Source organism: Chitinophaga fulva, assembly GCF_012927205.1.
GTDB lineage: Bacteria > Bacteroidota > Bacteroidia > Chitinophagales > Chitinophagaceae > Chitinophaga > Chitinophaga fulva.
Map to the genome: position 1 here is coordinate 1,028,582 of NZ_JABBGC010000004.1, position 23,161 is coordinate 1,051,742.

At 50.4% G+C, this 23,161-nt stretch carries 16 protein-coding genes; 7 read left to right on the forward strand and 9 right to left on the reverse strand.

The window, feature by feature from the left end:
* Nucleotide 1: 1 nt before the first annotated feature.
* A complete protein-coding gene (locus HHL17_RS32675; RefSeq protein ID WP_169228988.1) occupies nucleotides 2-307 on the reverse strand; it encodes a hypothetical protein in 306 nt (101 codons plus the stop codon).
* A gap of 170 nt (nucleotides 308-477) precedes the next feature.
* On the opposite strand from HHL17_RS32675, the gene HHL17_RS32680 reads away from it, so the two are divergent.
* Entirely contained in the window at nucleotides 478-2,862 is a 2,385-nt protein-coding gene (locus tag HHL17_RS32680) for a glycoside hydrolase family 95 protein (protein WP_169228989.1), read from the forward strand.
* An 84-nt stretch (nucleotides 2,863-2,946) separates the two neighbouring features.
* Here the strand turns inward: HHL17_RS32680 and HHL17_RS32685 are convergent, their stop codons facing one another.
* From HHL17_RS32685 to HHL17_RS32695, 3 genes are all read right to left on the reverse strand, one after another.
* A complete protein-coding gene (locus HHL17_RS32685; protein WP_169228990.1) occupies nucleotides 2,947-4,098 on the reverse strand; it encodes an efflux RND transporter periplasmic adaptor subunit in 1,152 nt (383 codons plus the stop codon).
* A gap of 1 nt (nucleotide 4,099) precedes the next feature.
* Nucleotides 4,100-8,464, reverse strand: coding sequence for a CusA/CzcA family heavy metal efflux RND transporter (locus HHL17_RS32690; protein WP_169228991.1), 4,365 nt, complete (start codon nucleotides 8,462-8,464; stop codon nucleotides 4,100-4,102).
* 191 nt (nucleotides 8,465-8,655) lie between these two features.
* A complete protein-coding gene (locus HHL17_RS32695) occupies nucleotides 8,656-9,054 on the reverse strand; it encodes a hypothetical protein (protein WP_169228992.1) in 399 nt (132 codons plus the stop codon).
* 141 nt (nucleotides 9,055-9,195) lie between these two features.
* On the opposite strand from HHL17_RS32695, the gene HHL17_RS32700 reads away from it, so the two are divergent.
* Nucleotides 9,196-9,885 carry a VIT1/CCC1 transporter family protein gene (locus HHL17_RS32700; RefSeq protein WP_169228993.1) on the forward strand — a complete coding sequence of 230 codons (690 nt, stop codon included), beginning with the start codon at nucleotides 9,196-9,198 and terminating at the stop codon, nucleotides 9,883-9,885.
* Between the two features lie 2 nt (nucleotides 9,886-9,887).
* Here the strand turns inward: HHL17_RS32700 and HHL17_RS32705 are convergent, their stop codons facing one another.
* Nucleotides 9,888-11,393, reverse strand: coding sequence for an ADP-ribosylglycohydrolase family protein (locus HHL17_RS32705; RefSeq protein ID WP_169228994.1), 1,506 nt, complete (start codon nucleotides 11,391-11,393; stop codon nucleotides 9,888-9,890).
* A 164-nt stretch (nucleotides 11,394-11,557) separates the two neighbouring features.
* On the opposite strand from HHL17_RS32705, the gene zwf reads away from it, so the two are divergent.
* Nucleotides 11,558-13,078, forward strand: coding sequence for a glucose-6-phosphate dehydrogenase (zwf, locus tag HHL17_RS32710; RefSeq protein ID WP_169228995.1), 1,521 nt, complete (start codon nucleotides 11,558-11,560; stop codon nucleotides 13,076-13,078).
* Nucleotides 13,079-13,082: 4 nt separating this feature from the next.
* On the opposite strand, the gene HHL17_RS32715 is transcribed toward zwf, so the two are convergent.
* Together HHL17_RS32715 and HHL17_RS32720 are read right to left on the reverse strand one after the other, a co-directional pair.
* Complete coding sequence (locus HHL17_RS32715) at nucleotides 13,083-14,141, reverse strand: serine hydrolase domain-containing protein (RefSeq protein WP_169228996.1); 1,059 nt, start codon at nucleotides 14,139-14,141, stop codon at nucleotides 13,083-13,085.
* A gap of 87 nt (nucleotides 14,142-14,228) precedes the next feature.
* Nucleotides 14,229-14,567, reverse strand: coding sequence for a winged helix-turn-helix transcriptional regulator (locus HHL17_RS32720; RefSeq protein ID WP_169228997.1), 339 nt, complete (start codon nucleotides 14,565-14,567; stop codon nucleotides 14,229-14,231).
* Nucleotides 14,568-14,682: 115 nt separating this feature from the next.
* On the opposite strand from HHL17_RS32720, the gene HHL17_RS32725 reads away from it, so the two are divergent.
* Complete coding sequence (locus HHL17_RS32725; RefSeq protein WP_169228998.1) at nucleotides 14,683-15,141, forward strand: hypothetical protein; 459 nt, start codon at nucleotides 14,683-14,685, stop codon at nucleotides 15,139-15,141.
* A 113-nt stretch (nucleotides 15,142-15,254) separates the two neighbouring features.
* Nucleotides 15,255-16,409 carry a peroxiredoxin family protein gene (locus tag HHL17_RS32730; RefSeq protein WP_169228999.1) on the forward strand — a complete coding sequence of 385 codons (1,155 nt, stop codon included), beginning with the start codon at nucleotides 15,255-15,257 and terminating at the stop codon, nucleotides 16,407-16,409.
* Between the two features lie 61 nt (nucleotides 16,410-16,470).
* On the opposite strand, the gene HHL17_RS32735 is transcribed toward HHL17_RS32730, so the two are convergent.
* Both HHL17_RS32735 and HHL17_RS32740 read right to left on the reverse strand, forming a co-directional pair.
* Nucleotides 16,471-17,316, reverse strand: coding sequence for a heparin lyase I family protein (locus tag HHL17_RS32735; protein ID WP_169229000.1), 846 nt, complete (start codon nucleotides 17,314-17,316; stop codon nucleotides 16,471-16,473).
* Nucleotides 17,317-17,493: 177 nt separating this feature from the next.
* Nucleotides 17,494-19,101 carry a hypothetical protein gene (locus HHL17_RS32740; protein ID WP_169229001.1) on the reverse strand — a complete coding sequence of 536 codons (1,608 nt, stop codon included), beginning with the start codon at nucleotides 19,099-19,101 and terminating at the stop codon, nucleotides 17,494-17,496.
* A 103-nt stretch (nucleotides 19,102-19,204) separates the two neighbouring features.
* Between HHL17_RS32740 and uvrA the strand changes: the two genes are divergently transcribed.
* A complete protein-coding gene (uvrA, locus tag HHL17_RS32745) occupies nucleotides 19,205-21,733 on the forward strand; it encodes an excinuclease ABC subunit UvrA (RefSeq protein WP_169229002.1) in 2,529 nt (842 codons plus the stop codon).
* Nucleotides 21,734-21,792: 59 nt separating this feature from the next.
* Complete coding sequence (locus HHL17_RS32750; protein ID WP_169229003.1) at nucleotides 21,793-23,106, forward strand: sulfatase-like hydrolase/transferase; 1,314 nt, start codon at nucleotides 21,793-21,795, stop codon at nucleotides 23,104-23,106.
* Nucleotides 23,107-23,161: the final 55 nt, after the last annotated feature.

The following is a 23,161-nucleotide window of genomic DNA, read 5'->3' on the forward strand; positions in this document are numbered from 1 at the left end:
GTTAAGCCAGCAGATCAAATGAAACGATAATAATCGTTACACTAATGCATACCAAAGACAGGAGGAAGATGTAATCGGCAGCTTCCTCCAGTTTTTCACTCCTCCTTCGTTGTTTCGAGCGCATCGACAGAAAAGATAAAATACAGCTGCCCGTCAGCAAAATAGCCGCAATCCCAGTAATATCATCGATAATAGTGACCTGATTAAAATGTGCGACCTTAATGGAGGTGAGTACTATCAGGCAAAATCCCAACAGGTTACTGGAAGTGTTGAGGATGTGAGGTGACTTATTATTCTCGTTTGCCATAACCAACCTTTTCTGATCATCAATTTAAACCATAGAATTGGCGCAAAAAAGTTAAAATACCGTAACTCCGGCATTAAAATACGATTAGTGACGTTAACGACTCGTTACAGGCATACGGATAGCCGATAATATTATTATCTTTCATCCATAGCATGTAAACTGCAGCGCATATGAAATACCTGATCACCTGCCTGCTGGCGGCAGCAACCACCGCCTCAGGATTTGCACAGCAACGTACGATGAAGCTGTGGTATACCTCCCCTGCCAGCGCTACCGCGAAAGACGGCACTTCTCCCTGGAAAGATGATCCGGCATGGCTACAGGCCCTGCCACTGGGCAATGGCAACATTGGCGCTATGGTATTCGGCGATGTCAACCAGGAACGGGTACAGCTAAACGAAAAGACGTTGTGGAATGGCAGCAACAATGATAATGACAATCCCGAAGCAGCCAAATATCTGCCCGAAATAAGAAAGCTATTGTTCCAGGGCAAGTTTAAGGAAGCTACGGCCCTCACCAATAAAACACAGATCTGTAAAGGCGCCGGCTCCGGACATGGCGACGGCTCCAACGTACCGTTTGGCACCTATCAAACACTGGGTGATCTCCGGCTGGATTTCGGTAAAAGTTCTTCTTATACCGGATATCAACGCAGCCTGCAATTGGATGATGCGATGGTGCGCGTCAGCTATGAACAGGACGGTGTGCATTATACCCGCGAATATTTTGTGAGCGCGCCCGCTAATGTACTGGCGGTAAAACTATCGGCCGATAAAAGAGGAGCCATCAGCTTTTCCGCCACCATGGACCGGCCCGAACGTTTTGCCACGAAAACAACCGGCAATGAACTGGTGATGACCGGCGCTTTAAACAATGGCAAAGGTGGTGATGGCATGAAATACATGGCACGCTTGCAGGCCCGTAACAAAGGAGGACACGTAACCTACACCGGTAATCAACTGACCGTAAAAAATGCAGACGAAGTGGTGTTGTACCTGTCGGCATCCACCGACTATCTGCCTAACTACCCTGCTTATAAAGGGCGTGATTTCAGCGGACTGACAGCCAAAGCGCTGCAAGCCGCCACAGCACTCCCTTACACCCAGTTGAAACAGGCCCACATCAAAGATTATCAACGCTTGTATAACCGGGTAGCTTTACAACTGGCAGATGATACGGCTGACGATATCCCTACCGATGTACGGTTGCAACGGATAAAAGAAACCGGCAACGACAACCATCTGACGGAATTGTATTTCCAGTACGGCCGCTACCTGCTCATCTCTTCCGCCCGGAAAAATACGTTGCCAGCCAATTTGCAGGGAATATGGGCCAACAAAATACTGGCCCCGTGGAACGGAGACTATCACACTAACATCAACGTACAAATGAATTACTGGCCGGCAGAAGTGACCAATCTCAGCGAGTTGCATTTGTCGCTGACCAGTTTTATCCAGGGGCTTGAAAAACCGGCCACCCGGTCAGCTGCCGTACAGTTTGGCGGTACCGGCTGGTGCATCAGTCCCATCGTGAACGTGTGGGGCTTTACCTCGCCCGGAGAAGACCCTTCCTGGGGGCTTACCGCCGGCGCCAGCGGCTGGATCTGTCAACATCTCTGGGAACATTTTGCTTTTACCCGCGATACCGCTTATCTGCGTAAGGTATATCCTACGCTGCGGGAAGCGGCCCGTTTTTACCTGGGCTGGCTCGTGAAAGATCCGGAAACCGGTAAACTGGTGTCTGGTCCGGCTTCTTCGCCGGAAAATGCTTTTGAAGCGCCTGACGGCAGCAATGGTACTATCAGTATGGGACCATCGCATGACCAGGAGGTGATACAGGAACTGTTCACTAACGTATTACAGGCGGCTACGGTGCTGCAACAGTCAGATTCCTTCCTGGACAAACTGCGCGACGCTAAAGACAACCTGTTACAACCACAGATAGGAGAGGACGGCAGAGTGATGGAATGGGCCAAACCTTACCCAGAGAAAGAACCAGGGCACCGGCATATGTCGCATTTATATGCCCTGTATCCGGGTGCTGCTTTCAATGAAGCCCAGACGCCGCAATATGTCAACGCGGCGCGTAAATCGCTCGAATACCGCCTGCAACACGGCGGTGCACAGACAGGTTGGAGCGCCGCCTGGGTGACCAGCATGTGGGCGCGCCTGAAAAATGGACCGGAAGCTTTAAAAGCATTTAATATTGTTGTAGCGCATAAATCGGCTTACAACCTGTTCAACTTGCATCCGCCATTCCAGATAGACGGTAATTTCGGCGCTACCGCCGGTATTGCTGAAATGCTGCTGCAAAGCCATGAAAATATGGTGACGCTGCTGCCCGCGCTGCCAGCGGAATGGAAAAACGGAACAGCCAACGGTCTCTGTGCCCGCGGTGGTTTTGTGGTGAACATGTCGTGGAAAGATGGCCGGTTGGCGACTGCTACGCTGCATGCCACTAAAAATGGTGGTTGCCAGGTGCGTTACCGCGATCAGATCGTGGTGCTCAATACCGAAGCTGGTAAAGATTATCCGCTGGATGCGCTGTTACGCTAAACTTCATCTTCCCCCTAAAATGATTTTGGGATTTTGGTGGTCATCCTCCAAAATCCCAAAATCAAAAAATCGAAAATCAGAAAATTACTCGTCTGCTCCTTCGCCGGTATTTTTCAGTTTACCTAACAACGAATAAGCGCCTGTTGTCACAATCTTCTCATTGGTGAGGTCTTTCCCGCCAGGTAGCAGTTGTATCATTTTACTTTCTTTCAGGCCTGTGTTAACGGGTACGAGCGTGAAGCTGTTGCCATCTTTGGTGGTAAACACATATTCTTTGCCCATATAACGTACCACGGCATCTTCCGGCACAGCGAGGGCCTGTTGATTGTCCATGTCAAAGGTGGCATTGAGGAACATGCCGGGCAGCAGGTCATGTCCCGGATTTTCAAAGTGGCAGTGTATCAGGCCGCTCCGGTTGTCATTGATGTTTTTAGTGACGAGGATCGTTTCAATATCATACACTTTATCGGGCCTGTCTACCAGTGTCACTTTACCTTTCAGCCCTTTATGGAAGGATGGGATATCTTTCTCAAACACCGTGATGGCCGCGTGGATATCTTCCGGGTTTACCAGTTCAAACATCACATCAGCAGGCATCACATAACGGCCGATGTTTACATTCACTTTTGTAACGTAACCATTGATAGGAGAGTAGAGCGGCGCTGTACGGGAGATATTGCCCACCGTCAGTTTGTCCGGGTTGATGTTGATGATACGCAGTTTTTCTCCCACAGACTTCAGCATTACCTGCGCTGTTTTATATTCATTGAGCACCTGTTGATACCGCTTTTTGCTGATAGCATCCGCTTCGCTGAGGGTACGTTGTCTGTCCATATCGGCCGACAGGTATTCCATATTGGCTTTGGCGGTAAGGTATTCCTGTTGCAGCTGCACATAACTCTGGTCTTCCATGGTGCCGATCGTTTCTCCCCTGGACACCTGGCTGCCGGGCAGCAGGCGGGTGCTTTTGAGATAGCCACCCATCGGGAAGCTGATGGAGATAAGGTTTTGCGGGGGCACGTCTACCGTTCCGGTGGCGCGGAGCGTAGCGTGCATGTTGACCATGCGCACGGTGTCGAGCACGATGCCCGCATTTTTTTTCTGGACACTGTCGAGGGTAACGGTGTTATTATCTGGCGCCGGTTTGTTTTCGGCCGTTGTTTTCTCTGCTGCCGGTTTATTGTTACAGGCGTATAGGAAGCCGGTGATGGCGATGTATATGAATATCTTCCGCATGCTATTGCTGATTGAATTGTAATAAATACTCCAGTTCTGTTTTCCGGGTGTTCAGTTCCTTTAAAACATCGATATACTGGCTTTGTAGGGCGATGGCGTTGCTGACGAGGGTGCTCCATTCGATGTACCCTATTTCGCCGTTTTTATAGCTGATATTGGCCGTTTGGATGATGATATCGGATTGTTTCAGGGCTGATTGCTGATAGTAGCGGATAGCCTGCTGGTATTTCTGATAATCGTTCCAGTTTTGTTCCAGCTGCGTACGCAGCTGTACAGTGGCCAGTTCAGTGGCAGTGGCAGCGCTGGCCTGCATTTGTTGCGCTGCCTTGATACGGGCTTTCTGCGCGGATGCGAAGATGGGAATGCCAATGCCTATTTGTGCGGCAGAGAACCGGTGCCCGCCACCATAGTAGCGTTCCACCTGGTTTCTGTCGGACTGCCAGCCGATAAAGGACTGGTTGACGTAACCCAGCGTCCAGTCAGGCAGCAGCTTTGCTTTTTCCAGTTGTGTTTTGCTGTTGGTGATTTCCTGTTGTTGCTGATAGGCACGCAGGAAAGGATGTTGTTGGAGGGTAGTGCTGTCAAACAGTACTACTGCGCTGGTGAGGCTGTCTACCGGATCAATGTTGCCGGTGGTTTCATGCAGTAACATGCCCAACTGGGTGACGGCTGTTTTCTGATCGGCCTGTATCATATCCAGTTGTATGTGGGCTTGCTGGAACTGGTTATCGAGCGTGGCTTTTTCGAGGAGATTGCTCTCGCCGTTGTCATAGCGGATTTTGGCCACCCTGGAATAACTGGACAGGATGCTGTCAGTTTTTTGCAGTAGTGTTTTCTTGGCTTTCAGGTATTGCAACTGGAGATAGGCCAGTTTCACGAGGCGCGCCACTTCCGCCTGTTGCAGTGCTGTCTGTAGTTTGGCCTGTTGCCATTCCCGTTCATATACCTGCCGTTGCCGTTTGTATACAGCAGGGAAAGAGAAGCCCTGCGATATAGTGAACTTATTATCAAAAAAAGCACTGTTGACGCTTCCTAACTCTGCTGCCAGGGAGGTTTTAGGCAGATCGGTGCTGTTGCGGGAAATGGCTTCGTAATAAGCTGCCTGCTGCTGGTTGAGCTTCAGTTGCAGGTTTTGCTGCTGTGCTGTCTGAAGGGCCTGTTGCAAAGTAAGCGGGCGGGCATCCTGGGCTTTCAGCAAAGAAGGTGCTACCACCAGCAGGAGTATCATCAGGGCAGCCGGTTTCGGTTTTTTCCATCCTTCTTCAAATAATAAAAAGAGGGCAGGAAGCACTACCAGCGTGAGCATGGTAGCAGTGATCAGTCCGCCGATCACGACGGTGGCCAGCGGGCGTTGCACTTCCGCGCCGGCGCCATTGCTGAGGGCCATGGGAAGGAAGCCAAGGGAGGCCACGGTGGCGGTCATCAGTACGGGCCTTAACCGGTCATGGGTAGCCTGTATGATAATCTGCCGGATGTTGGTCATACCACTGATTTTTAGTTGGTTCATTTCTCCGATTAATACGATACCATTTAATACAGCCACGCCGAATAATGCGATGAAACCGATGCCGGCAGAAATGCTGAACGGCATGCCACGCAGCCACAGCGTGAATACGCCACCGATGGCTGACAGCGGGATGGCGGAAAATATCAGCAGGCAGTATTTAAATTTACGGAAGGCAAAAAACAACATAAGGAATATCAACAGCAGGGCAACGGGCAAGGCTATACTGAGTCTTTTCGTAGCATGCTGAAGGTTCTCGTACTGCCCGCCATAGGTGATATAATAACCTGTGGGTAGTTTGATCTGTTTACCTACTTTGGCTTGCAGTTCTTTTACAATGCTTTGTACATCGCGGCCGCGCACGTTGAAGCCGACGGTAATCCTGCGGCGGGCATCTTCGCGCTGGATCTGGTAAGGGCCGTCCTGGATGGCGATATCAGCGAGAACATGCAGCGGTACCTGTTCCCCGTTAGGTAGTCCTACCTGGAGGTTATTGATTTCATCCAGGTCCTGTTTCTGTTCATCATTCATGCGCACTACGAGGTCATACCGCCGGTCGCCTTCAAATACCAGTCCTGCAGCGGCGCCGGCATAGGCAGCCTGTATCGTGTTGTTGACATCGCTGACGGAAGCGCCGTAGCGGGCGATGGCTTCGCGGTTATAGTTGACCACCAGTTGTGGAATACCGGTTACCGTTTCCACATACAGATCTTTGGCGCCTTTCACCGTGCCAACCACTGCGCCGATCCTATCAGCACAGGCTGCCAGTGAGTCGAGGTCATCTCCAAATATTTTACAGACCACATCCTGGCGGGCGCCGGTCATCAGTTCGTTGAAACGCATTTGTACCGGGAACTGGAAGCCGGTGGTGATACCAGGTACTTCTTCCAGCGCTTTGCTCATTTTGCCAGCCAGTTCCGGGAAGGAAGAAGCGCTGGTCCATTCGTGTTTGGGCTTGAGGATCACCATGAGGTCGGCAGCATCCATGGGCATGGGGTCGGTGGGTATTTCACCGGAACCTATTTTCACCACTACTTTTTCTACTTCAGGGAACTGTTTACGTAGCACCTGTGCCGCCTGGCTGGTACTTTTGATCGTGGTGGTAAGCGATGAACCGGTCAACAACCGCGTGTCTACCGCAAAATCACCTTCTTCCAGCTGCGGTATAAATTCCCCGCCCATACGGGAAAGGATAAACGCAGCGACGATAAAGAGTACTACCGCCACGCTGACGATCAGCATCGGGATACGCAGCGTTTTCTGCAACAACGGATCGTATATGCGTTTGATGCGCGTCATCATTTTATCCGCGAAACTCTCTTTATGGCTGAGTTTTTTGTTGAGGAAGAGTGCGCCCATCATGGGGACGTAGGTGAGTGACAGCAGGCATGCGCCGAGGATGGCGAAAGACACGGTTTCTGCCATGGGACGGAACATTTTGCCTTCGATGCCCTGCAGCGAGAGGATCGGCAGGTATACGATGAGGATGATCACCTGGCCAAAAGCGGCGCTGTTCATCATGGTTTTGGCAGACGACTCCACTTCCTCGTCCATCTGTTCCTGTGTGAGCTGTTTCACGCCGCTGAGCGTGGCGCCGCGTGTGAGCTTATGCATCACTGCTTCGATGATGATCACCGCACCGTCTACCAGCAAGCCGAAGTCCAGCGCGCCAAGGCTCATCAGGTTGCCGCTTACGCCGAAGATGTTCATCATGATGAGGGCGAACAACATGGCCAGCGGTATCACGGAAGCTACGATCAGGCCTGCGCGGATATTACCCATGAAGATCACCAGTACCAGGATCACGATGGCGGCGCCTTCCAGCAGGTTACGTTCTACCGTGGAGATGGCGTTGTCCACCATTTTGGTACGATCGAGGAAGGCTTCGATGGCCACGCCTTCCGGCAATGTTTTTTCGATGGCGGCAATCTTCTCTTTGATATTGCTGATGACTTTATTGCTGTTTTCTCCTTTCAGCATCATGACCACGGCGCCGGACACTTCGCTTTCGCCATTGAGTACCATAGCGCCGTAACGGATGGCGGTGCCTATTTTCACGGTGGCCACATCGCGGATGAGGACGGGGATGCCGTTGTTGATCCTTTTCACGGCGATATTGCCAATGTCTTCCTGGCTCTGAACGAGGCCTTCACTGCGGATAAACAGCACGTTAGGCCCTTTTTCAATATAGGCGCCACCGGTATTCTGGTTGTTTTCCTGGAGGGCGCGGAACACATCGGAAATGGTGATTTGGTAACTTTTCAGTTTGTCGGGGTTGACGGCCACCTCGTATTGTTTGACGGTACCGCCAAAGGAGCTGACGTCGGCCACGCCTTCTGTGCTGAGGAGCTGGCGCCTCACGGTCCAGTCCTGTATATCTCGCAGGGCGGTGAGGTCGTATTTGCCTTCGTAGCCGGGTTTGGGTTTGACAACATATTGGAATATCTCACCCAGCCCCGTGGTAACGGGCCCGAGTTCCGGTTCCGTAATGCCTGGCGGGATTTGCTGGCGTACCTGTATCAGTCGCTCGCTCACCTGTTGCCTGGCCCAGTAAACATCTGTCTGGTCATTGAAGACGATGGTGACAAGGCTCAATCCAAAGCGGGAAAAGCTGCGTTGTTCGATAATACCGGGGATATTGCGGGTTGCCTGTTCAATGGGCACGGTAATAAGGCGTTCTACGTCTGGTGCGCCCAGGCTGGGGGCAGACGAGATGACCAGTACCTGGTTGTTGGTGATATCGGGCACCGCATCGATGGGCAGCTGTGTAACAGAATAGCTTCCCCATCCAATCAGTGCCAGTATAAACAGGCCGATGATCAGCTTGTTTTTAATGGAAAAATGGATAATGCTGTTTAACAAAACGTACACTTTAAAAAATGATGAATGCAGAATGATACGTTTTCTGATACACCCGCAAGGCAGTACAACAACGTTATACGCCCGGTTTTTAAACCCGGGGAGGACAGAAAAAGTTCAGGTATCAGGAAAAAAGACCATGCTGCGGCGTAAAACGCTGCACAGGGTACAGTTGCCTGTATCATTCAGTTATATCAGGACAAGGGCGCTGATGAGGATTTGGGAGGCTGTAAAATGATGTCCGGTAACCGGTAGGGAGGAGGCCCGTCATTGATGATCAGGTAGTCTTCCCGGGGCAGTTCTATCACAGGAGTAAACAGGGTAACCGGCGCCGGTGGGCCTACGGTAGGAAGTGTCATACAGATAATGTCCGGTGTTTTGAACGGCAGCTGCATGTCCTGCTGATAATCATCGTCAAAAGGCTGTTCATCCACATAATGCAATTTCAGGAACGTCAGCAGGGTCATATGAACATTCTCCTGCTTATGTTTTTGAAAATGCTCCACCAGCAACGGAAACTTGAGTAACTGGCCGGCATCAGTACTGCCAAACAGGTACACCAATAAGAGAAATATTGCAGTGGCCTTTTTCATAAATGATTATCGGGGCCAAAGATAAACATATTTGGAAATTGACGCCGGATAAAAAATCAGGCGGCGGAGGGATTATTGGAACAGACAATCTATTTTTGCTATATATCTCCTGTTTTCAGCATTTTCAAACAGCTTCATTTTATGACACATCAGGAAAAACATTTCACCGGCTCCGAGCTGTTACGCGATATCGTGATCGGCATGTCCGACGGATTGACGGTACCTTTTGCATTGGCGGCGGGCCTCAGCGGCACAGTGAAAGATGTGAACCTCATCGTGATAGCCGGACTGGCGGAAATAGCAGCGGGCTCCATTGCCATGGGCCTGGGAGGCTACCTGGCCGGTAAAACGGAGCAGGACCATTACAACAGTGAACTGAAAAGGGAGTATGAAGAAATAGAGGCCGTTCCGGAAAAGGAAAGGGAAGAGGTGGAGACGTTCTTCGCGGAACTGGGCCTTAGCCGTGAGCTGCAACAGAAAGCTGCTGCGGAGCTGATCACTGACAAAGACCGCTGGGCCGATTTTATGATGAAGTATGAACTGGGCCTCGAAAAACCGGATGCACGCAGGGCAACCAAAAGTGCGCTCAATATTGGTATTTCCTATATCATAGGCGGACTGATACCGCTGATGCCTTATTTCTTTGTCAGCGACGGTCTGGAAGGCCTGAAAATATCTGCCCTGATCACCATCATATGCCTCTTTGCCTTCGGGTATTTCAAAAGCCGCCTTACCGGGCTGAATCCCCTGCTCGGCGGCATTCGTGTAGCCGTTATCGGTACCATCGCTGCGGGCTGCGCCTTTGCGATTGCCCGGTTGATCGGCGGATAATATTACTTTTTGCGAAAGGTCACGTAATAGCCTGTACGGAGTTCATAATCCGGATGCGGATTGGTGACCTGTATTTTGATGACATGTTTACCCGCCGGCAGGTCCAGCCGGTAGCAGATTTCATCTTTCCGTACCTGGTAGTTGGTCGGCATGCTGATGGTGTCGGCCAACTGGCCATCGATGCTGACAGTGGCGGTAATGACATGATCTGCCACCTCTCTTTTCTTCGCAGCATAGCCGCTTAATACAAAACCGTTGCCTTCTATCGTGAGCGTGATCTCATTGCCGTTCACATGGAACTCTTTTTTATCGATGGGGGAGAGGCCCGGGAAACTTTCTTCAAATGCTACAGCTTCGGGTGTTTGCAGCGGAATGATCACTTTATCGCCCTGTTCTTTTCCGCCATTCCGTTTGATGTTCTCCAGCGCATGACGATAGCTGATATCATAGGCTTTATTGAGCGAGATGCTGGTATATTTAAAGTCAATGTCTTCTGCTCCTGCCAGCCCGTCTTTCCATTTTTGCGGGATCTTATCATATCCTAACATGGTGCCCAGGATGCCGCCGGCAGTGGAGGGATTACAATCAGCATCCTGACCGGCGCGGGTGGAGATCTCCAGTGTTTTGGCATAGTCGCTGTTGCCGTAAAGTAATCCCATGATCACGTAAGCGCAGTTGATCGTAGCATCGATGTTGAGCGGGTTGAAGATCGCGTCCGGGCAACTGATATCGGAAGACCATTTCTTTTGCAGTTCAAACCAGGTACGGTGCCAGTCGTCCGGATACTGCTGATGCCAGCGTATCACATCAGACATACACTGGTAGAACTTACTGTTGGCCGGAATAACGCGCAGTGCGTCCCGCACAATTTGTTTGATATCGTTGGACACAAAAGCCTGTGAATACATGGCTCCTACATATACACCGCCGTACCAGCCGTTGCCGTAGTTCATGATATGCCCGATCTTATGACTGATGCGGGAAGCGGCGTTGGGCATGCCGGGGCTCATCAGCCCGGCGTAGTCGGCTTCTATCTGGTAATCGATACAATCCGCGTGCATGTTGTGTTGCCAGTGACCGGAAGCCGGCGGCCGGATGCCTTGGAGGATATTGTACCGGGCAGCCTGATTGGCATGCCACAGGACATAACCGGCATGGGCAAACGCTTGTGCGAAGGAGTCTGCCGGGGCGTCAAGGCCGTGGCGCTCCATGACGTCCACAAAGGTGAGGTCCATGTACAGGTCATCATATAGGCCGGGAAAACTGTCCATCACTTCTTTTACATATCCTTTGTGCCATTCCAGCGGCTGATAGTCCTGGATAAAAGTGCCGTTGTACCGGAACTCATAGGGGCCTCCAAAAGTGACGCCGATGGTTTGTCCGGCCCAGCCGCCTTTGATCTTATCCTGTAGTGCCTTTTTCGATAAGGTAGTTGTTTTGGGAGTTTGCGCTGCAAGGCCCAGGCAGCCTAGCAGATATGCCAATAACAGAATAACGCGTGTTTTCATGAGCTGTGGAAATTGTTATTGGGAGATGAATATAATATTTATAATTTATTTTATAAACAAGCTTTTATTAGAAAAAAAATTATAAAACATCGTTACATATCTGACCGTCAGCCAGACTGTAAAACTGTTGCAGGCATTAATCGAAAATCAACTATTTTCAGGGTATGAAACCTAAGAAAGCATATCCTGCCGCCATCACGATTTTCGGCGCCAAGGGCGATCTTACCCGTCGTAAGCTGATCCCTGCGCTGTATAATCTGTTTATAGAGAACCACCTGCCCGCTTTGTTCGAGATCTTCTGTGTAGACTTTCAGACAGTAGACGAAGCCGCTTTTAAAAACGACCTGCTGGCCGGTGTGAATGAATTCAGCCGTAACGGTAAGGCAGAACCGTCGAAATGGGCTGACTTTGCCGCACGCATCAGCTATCTGCAAGGGGACTTTACCAAAAAAGAAACCTATGTCTCCCTGAAATCAAAAGTGGAAGACTTTGAGAAAAGCAGCAAGCAGCGCGGTAACCGAATGTTCTATTTCGCTGTGGCGCCACGTTTCATAGAGGTGATCGCAGAAGCGTTGCACACCCGCAAATTGTGCAGCAATAAAGTACATGACCGCATTGTGGTGGAGAAACCGTTCGGTACCGATCTGGATACCGCCCGGAAACTGAACCGCTTCCTTACCAAGCGGTTTTCAGAGAAACAGATATACCGTATCGATCACTACCTGGGCAAGGAAACGGTGCAGAACATCATGGCGTTCCGTTTCGCCAACTTCGTATTTGAACCGTTGTGGAATAAAAACTATATCGATCACATACAGATCAGTGTAGCCGAGCAGGTGAGTGTGGGAAAACGTGGCGGCTACTACGACACTGCCGGCGCCATGCGCGATATGATACAAAACCACCTGATGCAGCTGTTGTGTATTGTGGCCATGGAATGCCCCGGCGCCTACAAGGCCGAAGCTATCCGCGATGCCAAAACCAAAGTGCTGAAAAATATCCGGCCCTTCACCACGCCACAGGTGTTTAAAAACGTGGTGCGGGCGCAATATACCGCCGGAGAGGTGGACGACGTGCCCAGGATAGCTTACCGCCAGGAGGAGCAGGTATCGCCGGAATCCAATACAGAGACGTTTGTAGCGCTGAAGATGCTGATCGATAACCCACGCTGGGAAGGCGTACCTTTTTTCCTGCGTACCGGCAAATCCATGACACGGCAGTCTTCCGTGATTGTGGTGCAGTTCAAGGATTCACCGCATAAAATCTTCAAAGACGATATCGTTCCCAACAGGCTGATCATTAGCATACAGCCGGAGCTGGAAATCAGCCTCCTGTTTGAAAGTAAGGTACCTGGCCTGCAAATGAAGCTGGTGCCGGTAGAAATGGACTTTACTTACCAGGAAGCCTATACGGAGTCACTGCCGGAAGCTTACGAAGCGTTGTTGCTGGACGTACTGCACGGTGATGCTACGCTCTTCATGCGCGCCGACCAGGTGGAAGCTGCCTGGAAGGTGGTCATGCCTATTCTCGATGCCTGGAAAAAATCGCCTTCCAAACAATTACAGTTTTATGAATCCGGCACCTGGGGGCCAGCAGCAGCCAGCAATCTGCTGAAACCTTATGCCAAAGAATGGTTCCGGCTTCCTTCCCGGGAAACCGTCAAAAAACTGGCCGTTAATAAGTAGTTATTTACTGAACAATATTTCTCACGGTGGTCTTCACTTTAATGTAAGTGGGGGCCGCGGTGAGATAACCGTCATTGGTGATGTAGGTGAAGATCATGCCCGTTATTTTTTTCGGGTAGTTGATCCACGGAGAGCTGCCAAAGGCGCCGGGGCTGCTGCTTTCGATGAGCACATCGCCGGGGCCGGTGTAATCGCGCCAGTTGCCGATGCCGTAAAAATTGGGGGTGTTGAGCCATGCCAGCGGATAAGGACAATAGCCCACCGTTGATCCGCTTATTTGTCCCTGCTCCATAGCGGTAATGGCCGCTTCGCTGAGCACCCGCGTGCCGTTGGGAGTTACTCCTTTATTAACCAGCATATCCAGGAATTTCATATAGTCATTGGCGGTGCTGCGTGCCCCGCCGGCCAGCAGTGGATTGGCGGTTAGCCCGTAATCAGTGCTGGTCATCCCGCAGGGAGTGAATATTTTAGCGGCAGCTAAATCCTTCCAGCTTTTACCGCTGACTACCTCACAGATACGTCCTGCTATTTGCATGCCTATACGGCCGTAATAAAAAAGCTTGCCGGGAGGCGTGACGAGTGACACATTCTTCGCGATGGCATCTGTGGCTGTTTCCAGCGTCAAGGCCGGGTTGGATTCATAGTCCTGCGTAGAAGTGCCGGGAAAGCCGGACGTATGGGAAAACAGTTGCGCGATCGTCATATTTCCTTTCCCGTTGGCCGTAAATAGCGGCAGGAATTTTCCTACAGTATCAGTCAGTTTCAGTTTTCCTTCATCCACCAGGCTCATTAACACGGCACCTGACAGCCATTTGGAGCAGGAGGCAATCAGTTGACGGGTATTACCATCGTAGCCGCCGTAGCTCCGGGTATATACTTCCTTTCCGTCGACATGGATAACTGCATAACACTTTCCGCCGAACCGTACGGGTACGGAATCATCCAGTATTTTGTCCACAGCCTCATAGCCGGGAGAAGCAGGTTGCGTACCGGTCGCATCTTTTTTACAGGCCATGCCTGTAGCGCATACTATTAGCAGGATAAACAGGGATAAGTTTCTCATAACAGTTGTTTGGTGATAACGCTGTAATATAAACAGGATAAGTTCAATGTTTATTATATGAATGTGTGAATTTTTTGTTACCACGGATTATAAATGCGCCATGCCCCATTCCATGATCGCTGCCGTAATGCCCAACATACTACCGCCTTTGCCTGTCAGACTGTATTCTACCCGGGGAGGCACTTCTGCATAAATACTGCGGGAGATGAGACCGTCGTGTTCCAGTTCCCGCAGTTGCTCTGTCAGCATATGTTTACTGATACCGGGCATACATTGCCGAAGTTGCCCGAAGCGGTTAATATCCTGGCCTATCAGATGAAGGATGAGCGGTTTCCATTTGCCACCGATAATTTTTAATGTCCGGGCTACCGGACAAATCGCCGGATCATAGTGGACGGTGGCGTGAAAATTTTTTTTGTTTTCCATGTCGTCATAATGCATTTATTGTCAGCAATGGTCTGGTTTTCCTGACCAGGTAAGGCTTTTCTGACTACTTGTCTGACAAGCAATGTAAGCATATCCTTGCAAAAAATTAGGAGAAATGATACCTGAACAAGTATTAAAAAAAGTTACCGGACTGGCGGTGGCCATCCTGTTGTTGACTGCCGTTCACCACGTATACGGTGCAGTTATTTATCACAGTCACTGGCGTTTGCATACGGTATTTGTTGCGCTGCCTGCGATGCTGGTACTATGGCAGCTTCACCGCATGTTGCTGCAGCGGGACCGCCTTTGGGTGCGCCGTATTTACATGATGTTGATCTGGATCATACCGGTGTTGCTCATCGGTCTGTATGAAGGGGTGTACAATCACCTGTTGAAAGACATCCTGTATTATGCCGGTATTTCGCCGGAGGCTTTTGACCGGATGTTTCCGCCACCGCTTTATGAAAAGCCCAATGACCTGCTTTTTGAGGTCACCGGGGTGTTACAGGCAGTATTGTATTTCCCGCTGCAATTTGTTTTGCTTTCGCGAATAAAGAGATGGAAAATAGCCTGAGCAAAAAATACCTTTTGTTTTCGATGGACAGTTGCAAAAAATATCACAATTAACAGATCGTTGAGGCTTTCCCGTTATAGCGGTCACTATTTTCACGTTCGTAAAAAAATGATATGACTGTCCTTACGCGAACATTAGCCTTCTTACTGGTACTGTTGTCCATGCAGAGTTTTGCGACGCCCCGGCATTTTAAAGTGACCATCATGGTGCCACCCGGCACCCGTGAACAAGACCTTTTTATCAGTTATGAAGATGGAAAAGACTACAATCGGATAACTCCCCATCTGGCCGGCAACAAGATGGAGATTTCCGGTGATTACTACGGTTTTTATGCCACGATACTGGTAGCATATAAGGGTCCCGGCGCCGATGATGCCATGATGAGCCGTAGCTGGGTAAATGAACAGCCGGCCACGATCTGTATTACCAATGACTGGAAACATCCGGCGCTGGCCCATGCCACCGATGTGGGTAAAGCCGGAGACAGCGCCTTTTATGCTTTCATTGCTGACGCTGAAAAAGACAGGGACAATTATTGGGACCAGCATGAGCAGGCCATCCTGCAGTTGGACAGCCCCGAGCGGAAGATCTTCTTTGAAAAGCTGAAAGTAGTGGATAACCGTAAACTGGCTTTTCTGCAACAGGTAAAAGGCTCATATTATGCATTATGGCTCATTCGGAAAAACCTGGTAGGGCTGGGCAGTGTAGTGCCTTACGGATATGATGGTGTTACGCCGGCGCAACTTCGGACGTTGCTGGAGCTGAACGTCCCAAAGAAAAAGGAATATGCATTTGAGCGGGAAAACGTCCTGCGATGGCTGGCTGCGCGGGAAGTAGGGCCTGGGGTACAGGCACCTGATTTCACGACCACGGATACACAGGGAAATAAGATTTCATTGGCAGATTACAAAGGAAAGTATGTGCTGCTGAACTTCTGGGCTTCGTGGTGTGAACCTTGTGTGGCGGAGCTGCCGGCCATTAAAAAGATACATGGCCTTTATAGCCGTGACCAGCTGGCCGTGATCGGCGTTTCAGCAGATAAGGACACTACCGCTTTTTTGAAGGCTGTGGAGAAGTATGAGGTCAGCTGGATAAAACTCAAATGGGATGATACATTTACTGATAAATACGCTGTTGCATCGCTACCTCGTTTATTTTTGATTGACCCGACAGGCAAAATCATATACGAAAGAAAGCAGGAACGTTCGGACCAGATTGACAGCCTGCCGCTGTTGCAGGACATCCTGCGAGAGAAGTTGAATAGATAAACATTAAAAAAGAAGCATCCTGATACTGGATGCTTCTTTTTTAATGTTTATTTCGTTTTGGTCAGAGTGCAATAATACTGATGTTGTCATGATAGGCTATGCGTGTGGTAACAGAACCATTGGCTGTTGATTGGTCTGCACGGTAAAGACCCCATTTAATATAGCCATAAGCGCTGGTGGAGCTGTAGTTGGACTCGTTGCTATATTGAGCTTTCAACGTATAATTCCCTCCTGGAAGACGGGTATATACGCTGTAGGTGCCAGTGCCGCTATTAGACCATAACACATCTACCCGAAAGTCTATCCATTGATTAATATAGCTGGTGTAATCGGATACCAGGTTGTCCTGGGCTGTTGCGCCATGTCTGAAGACAATAGCATTCCTTTTGGCTGCTATAAAGAAAAAAGGCCCGCCACTTGTTGGCTTGGCCTGAAATAAAATATCTGCATCGGCTGGCATGGAAGAAGTCCATGTGGTCCAGTCTTTTAACAAAACACTGAATTCGTAGCGTCTTGCATAGCCTGGCTGAAACCTTGCGTTGGTAATGCCCAGGGCATCGCTTTCGCTTCTGGGCTGGCCTGCTGAAAGATAAGCGGTATCATCTAATACTACTTTATGGGCGATGCCATAGTTTCCTGTCTTGCCGGGGGAGATCATGTAAGCGGCATCAGGTGCGGAGGCGCTTGTGCTGCCAAGCCCTGTAATGCCTGAGTTAAGCGTGCCGGATTCATAAGTGACGTTCAGCAAGGTATCACCGCTTGCAATAACGTTTAATGAGGACTTGGCATTTGTTTTCTGTGAAGCTGCAATAGGGCTCTGCAGCTCTTTTTGACATGAAGTCAAAGAAGCGAACGACGCCATTGTCAAAAAGACGATACCTTGAAAAATCATAGCGGTTTTTTTCATGAAATTTGAAATTTAAGTTAGAGAATAAAAGGCCTTAATAATTCAAATCGAGGTATAAGCTGCAAACACGCAAATGCACCGTCCCATTAACATGCTTGCAGGTGTTAAACAACAAGAAGCTGTCTCAAAAGTAATGTAAGGCAGCTTCTTGTTGTTTGACAGCAAACATGTTTCTTTTTATTTTGAATAATCCTGTGCGAGTTGGAGATATCCTTTCTCTGTTTTCAGGTCATAACTGTTGCTGGTGAGTTTGCTTAACACAGCCGGAGAATCTTTGAAGTACTCTTTCAGCATTTCATCTTTTTTCTTTTCCCAGTCGCGGCCCTGATTGGCTACTTCTGTTTCACCTGGACGGATGAACAGGATCATGTTCGTAGGTTCGTCGCCGTAGTTTTCTTTCAGGATTTTGATTTTGGGAGAATTGTAGATCACTTCCACTGGGTAACTTTTCGCTTTGAGCATATCGAAGCTCAGTGCCTTACTTTGCAGGAAAGTAGGTTTGAACTTGTGTACTTCAAAGAGGCGGTTGAGATAGCCGAAAGACTTGATGTTATTGATCTTGTAGCTTTTTTCTACCTGTTTTCCTTTTTCGTTGGTGATTTCATATTTAATGTAGATGCCTGCATCGAGATTGAGGATGGAGCCGGCAAATTTTTCTTCGATATGATGACCTTTGATGGTGTCACCTTCGGTGAGCAGTATCCAGCCTTCTGCCAGTTTCTGGGTAGAGAACATTTTATCCCGTACCTGACCGGTAGTAGAGTCCAGCGGATATTTACGGGCATTGGCGGAGGCATAATAACCGGTGAGGGTTTTCATGAGTGGCCCGCGTGCATCGTAGTCCGTTCTGGCGCCGAGGAATTTATAGGAGTTGGCATACAGGGAATCCATGGTGATTTTCAGGTTCACGGTATCGCTGGCGAGGTAGTACAGATAAGCCAGCTGGGAATACGCGGTAATCTTGATCGGTTTCAGGTTGTAGTCTTTCGGGTATTCCTGCTGCAGCATTTGCTGGTAAGTTTTCTCGTAAGGTTTTACCAGGGCTGTATAGTCTTTGGTATCCTTTTTCTTCAGTTCATTGATCAGCACTTCGTTGAGAGAATCGATGGCGGCGAATTCAGGATATTTTTTCTTAGCCCGGTAGATGATGGGGAGTGATATTTCTTCTTCATAAAAATCATCTGCCAGTACCTTCTTTCTTTCAAGGGCGATCTGTTTAACGCATTTCATCATTACCCGGTACATGTCCACTGATTTATTGTTGGCCAGTACTTTGTTGAAAGGCGTAACAATAGCATCCGCTTCTGTGAGGGTAACAGTGCCCGGCAGTTTAATGTTGCGTTGCACATACGGTTCCCCGCTTTTGTTGAACACATACTCCGTCACATTGCCGTTTACGGTGTAAGTGGTACCGGTGTTGAAGCTACCGAGGCCGCCGGCGCCCTGGTACGGCGTGATGTCGAGGTCTCGTACCATGATGGCCACGCTCATATCGAGCGAATCTTTCACGGTGCTGTATTTCAGTTTTTCAAATTCTTCTGCCGCAGCGCGCTGGAAGATAGCTTGTGCAGAATCTTTTTTGATGGCAGAAGACACGATCTGGTTGCACAGGGCCGGATTGATGTCTGCCATAAAGAAGATCTGGCGGTGATTACTGAAACGTTGATCAGTGGCATGTCTGAAAACGGGGGCTTTGTAATTGACATAGGTGACAGTTTGTGACAGTCCCTGTTGGGAGACCAATGCCAGGGCTCCTGCTGCCAACAGTACGAGTTGTTTTTTCATGGGATAAATAGTGCTTTTGCAAAGTGAAAATATTAAAAAAATATTTATTATGTATTTTTTTGTTGGATGATCACAGCGGGCACAGTCTTTGTGCGCCCAAAGCATGCAAAAAACAACAGGAGACCCTGCATCACCAGAACAGAAAGGATTTTTGCGTGTACGCGGGGCACGCGAGCATAACCTCAAAAATGTAGACCTTGACATACCGAGAGATGCGCTGGTAGTGTTTACCGGCGTATCCGGATCGGGCAAATCATCACTGGCATTTGGCACCCTCTATGCAGAAGCGCAGCGCCGTTACCTGGAATCGGTATCGCCGTATGCCCGCAGATTATTTCACCAGATGTCGGTACCGGAGGTGGATGAAATCACCGGGCTGCCACCAGCGGTGGCTTTACAGCAACAACGGGGACTGCCTACCACACGGTCTTCCGTAGGCAGCGTCACTACCTTGTCCAACCTGTTGCGCATGCTTTACTCCCGGGCAGGGCATTATCCCAAAGGACAACCACATCTCGAAGCCGAAGCATTTTCACCCAATACACCGGCCGGCGCTTGTCCGCAATGCCACGGCCTCGGAAGAGTATATGAAGTGACAGAACGCTCCATGGTACCAGACGATACGCTTACCATCCGGGAGCGCGCCATCGCTTCATGGCCTACCGCCTGGTACGGACAGAACCTGCGCGATATCCTTATCACCCTGGGCTATGATGTGGACAAACCATGGAAAGAGCTACCCCAAAAGGACCGCGACTGGATACTGTTTACCGAAGACCAGCCTGTGGTGCCGGTGTATCCTGGTTTCTCCCATGAAGAAGTGAAGAGGGCTATCAAACAGAAAGTAGAACCTTCGTATATGGGCACCTTCTCCGGCGCCCGCCGTTATGTGTTGCATACGTTCGCCAATACAGAAAGTGCTTCCATGAAGAAAAGAGTATCGCAGTACATGGAAAGTACGGAATGCCCCACCTGTCAGGGCAAGCGGCTGCAACCTGCCTCGCTGTCTGTGACCTTCGCCGGTATGGACATCGGGGAAATCGCCCGCCTGCCGTTGTCCCGCCTCACGGAACTGATGCGTCCTTATGGGGAAGGGAAAGTTAACAATAACACCGATCATCCGGAAAGGGCCATTGTGGCCCAACGCATTGCTGCCGACCTGGTAGGGCGGTTGGAAGTATTGCTGGAACTGGGTTTGGGATACCTCCTCCTGGAACGCAGCACGCCTACCTTATCGCCCGGTGAACTGCAACGCTTAAGGCTGGCCACACAGGTACGTTCCAACCTCTTCGGCGTAGTATATGTGCTGGACGAGCCTTCTGCCGGCCTGCATCCGGCGGATACCGCGGCGCTGCTGCGCGCCCTCGAAAGACTTAAAGCCTCCGGTAATTCGCTCTTTGTGGTAGAGCATGATCTTGACGTGATCCGTCATGCCGACTGGATTGTGGATGTTGGTCCCGCTGCCGGTGAGCATGGCGGGCATATCCTGTACAGTGGCCCTACTGCCGGACTGGCAGCGGTGAAAACCTCCCGTACCCGCGAATACCTCTTTGCAGAAGAAAAGATGGCGCCCCGTGATGTCCGCAAACCAACCGGATGGTTGCAACTGGAAGGCGTGACGCGCAATAACCTTCATGAACTTGCCGCAGCTTTCCCTTTAGGCTGTATGACCACGGTGACGGGCATTTCCGGCTCCGGTAAATCCAGCCTCGTTAGCCAGGTGCTGGTGGAACTGGTGGCAACACAGCTGGGCGTTGAGCTACAGGCTGAAACTGAAGAAGGGGAGGGGCTGGACCAACCGATGCCTATAACGCTGGGAGGTCACATCACCGGAGGCATGGAACATATAAAACGCCTGGTGCAGGTGGACCAGAAACCGATTGGCCGTACGCCCCGTTCTAACCTGGCCACCTATACCGGATTGTTTGATCATGTCCGGAAATTGTTTGCAGATACCAAGACAGCCCGTGCGCGCAAATATGATGCCGGCAGGTTTTCTTTCAACGTCGCGAAAGGACGCTGCGAAACCTGCCAGGGGGAGGGTTTTGTGATGGTGGAACTGCTGTTCCTGCCTAGCGTATATGCGCCCTGTCCTACCTGTCATGGCGCCCGGTACAATGCCCAGACACTGGAGATCACTTATAAAGACAAGAATATCGCGGAAGTGCTGGAGCTGACGGTGGATGCAGCTTATGAGTTCTTTGCCGATGATCCGAAAATACATCGTTCGCTGAGTGTGCTGCGGGAAGTAGGGCTGGGGTATCTGCGTCTTGGTCAGCCGGCCACGCAGCTGTCGGGCGGCGAAGCGCAACGTATCAAACTGGCCACAGAGCTGCAACGTATGGGTCGTGGAGATACGCTGTATGTGCTCGACGAACCCACTACCGGTTTACATCCATCCGATACAGAAAAACTCGTCGCGCAGCTGGAAGGGCTGGTGGATGCCGGTAATACCGTCATCGTAGTGGAACATGACATGCGGGTGGTAGCCGCCAGCGACTGGGTGATCGATATCGGTCCGGGTGCAGGCGAAGAAGGCGGCCACATTGTTGCTACCGGTACGCCGGCCACGGTGGCCAAAGCGAAGGGCAGTCGCACCGCTCCTTACCTGGCCAGCTTCCTCCGTGGATAATTTCTCCGGAAATTCCGTGGTAAAATTTGTAATTCGCAGTACGAAAACAGTCTACAACAATGAAGAAAACGCTTTTATGGCTGCTGCCGGCCCTGTTGTCCTTACAACTCTCCGCCCAGCAGCGCAAGCCTAATGTGATCTTTATCCTGGCCGATGATATGGGTTATGGTGATGCCAGTTGTTATGGTAGCCCGCTGATCCGGACGCCACAGCTGGACCGCCTGGCTAAAGAAGGTTTCCGCAGCACAGGCTTTATGGTGTCTGCACCATCCTGTACGCCCAGCCGGGCATCATTGTTGACCGGCCGTTATCCCGATAAAGTGAACATGCCTTATGCCGTGGCGCCTGGCGATAGCCACGCATTGGCAGACAGCATTTTCACCCTCGCCAAAATGTTTAAGGCCAACCATTACCAGACCATGATGATCGGTAAATGGCACCTGGGCGACAAGGCCAATACCCGCCCGTTGTCGCATGGTTTTGATCATTTCTTCGGCATGTTGTACAGCCACGACTACCAGTCGCCTTTCGTGAATACTGATACCACGCTGGCTGTCTTCCATGATAATACCCGTGTTATAGAAAAACCGGACTACAGTAAACTGATGGGCTGGTATACCGATAGCGCGCTGGCTTACATCCACCGCGCCAGCAAGAGCAGCCAGCCGTTTTTCCTGTACCTGCCTTTCCCGATGCCGCATGCGCCGCTGGCCGTTCCCCACGAATGGGCCGGTAAGTCACGTGCAGGCCTATACGGAGATGTGATTGAACAGCAGGACGCCTGCATTGGAAAAATCATTGCTTTGCTACGTGAACTGAAGCTCGATAAAAATACCATCGTGATGTTCACCAGCGACAATGGTCCCTGGAATGCCATGCCCGACCGCATGTTGCAGCGTGATATCGTAAAACCATGGGACCACGGCTCCACAGGGCCTTTCCGTGGCGGTAAAGCCAATACCTATGAAGGAGGGCACCGCGAGCCGTTCATTGCCTGGGCGCCCGGCCGTATCCCTGCGGGCACCGAAGGAGACCAGCCTTTTATTATCAATGACATCTTGCCGACGCTGGCTACCGCTACCGGCTATACGCAGCCGTTGCCCGCCAACCTGGACGGGATCAATTGCTGGGGACATATTACCGGTCGCCAGTCACGGCTGCCGGAAAGGCCGCTCTTTTATCTGAGTGCCGTTGGTAAACTAGAAGCTGTACGCCTTGGCGATTGGAAACTGCGCATCGCTACGGTGGAAAAAGGCAAAACGCCGGAAGTGGAACTGTATAACCTGACGCTGGACAACAGTGAAAAACATAATGTGGCAGCTAAGTACCCGGAAATTGTATCCACGATGAAACAGTTGCTGGATAAATATTGAGCTGCTAGTACGATATCATCATTTGGCCCTGGCTTTTTATAGGCCAGGGTTTTTA

Coding starts and splice junctions, on each gene's coding strand:
- HHL17_RS32675 (WP_169228988.1), bottom strand. CDS start 307: ATGGCAAACGAGAATAATAAGTCACCTCACATCCTCAACACTTCCAGT.
- HHL17_RS32680 (WP_169228989.1), top strand. CDS start 478: ATGAAATACCTGATCACCTGCCTGCTGGCGGCAGCAACCACCGCCTCA.
- HHL17_RS32685 (WP_169228990.1), bottom strand. CDS start 4,098: ATGCGGAAGATATTCATATACATCGCCATCACCGGCTTCCTATACGCC.
- HHL17_RS32695 (WP_169228992.1), bottom strand. CDS start 9,054: ATGAAAAAGGCCACTGCAATATTTCTCTTATTGGTGTACCTGTTTGGC.
- HHL17_RS32700 (WP_169228993.1), top strand. CDS start 9,196: ATGACACATCAGGAAAAACATTTCACCGGCTCCGAGCTGTTACGCGAT.
- HHL17_RS32705 (WP_169228994.1), bottom strand. CDS start 11,393: ATGAAAACACGCGTTATTCTGTTATTGGCATATCTGCTAGGCTGCCTG.
- zwf (WP_169228995.1), top strand. CDS start 11,558: ATGAAACCTAAGAAAGCATATCCTGCCGCCATCACGATTTTCGGCGCC.
- HHL17_RS32715 (WP_169228996.1), bottom strand. CDS start 14,141: ATGAGAAACTTATCCCTGTTTATCCTGCTAATAGTATGCGCTACAGGC.
- HHL17_RS32720 (WP_169228997.1), bottom strand. CDS start 14,567: ATGGAAAACAAAAAAAATTTTCACGCCACCGTCCACTATGATCCGGCG.
- HHL17_RS32725 (WP_169228998.1), top strand. CDS start 14,683: ATGATACCTGAACAAGTATTAAAAAAAGTTACCGGACTGGCGGTGGCC.
- HHL17_RS32730 (WP_169228999.1), top strand. CDS start 15,255: ATGACTGTCCTTACGCGAACATTAGCCTTCTTACTGGTACTGTTGTCC.
- HHL17_RS32735 (WP_169229000.1), bottom strand. CDS start 17,316: ATGAAAAAAACCGCTATGATTTTTCAAGGTATCGTCTTTTTGACAATG.
- HHL17_RS32740 (WP_169229001.1), bottom strand. CDS start 19,101: ATGAAAAAACAACTCGTACTGTTGGCAGCAGGAGCCCTGGCATTGGTC.
- uvrA (WP_169229002.1), top strand. CDS start 19,205: ATGCAAAAAACAACAGGAGACCCTGCATCACCAGAACAGAAAGGATTT.
- HHL17_RS32750 (WP_169229003.1), top strand. CDS start 21,793: ATGAAGAAAACGCTTTTATGGCTGCTGCCGGCCCTGTTGTCCTTACAA.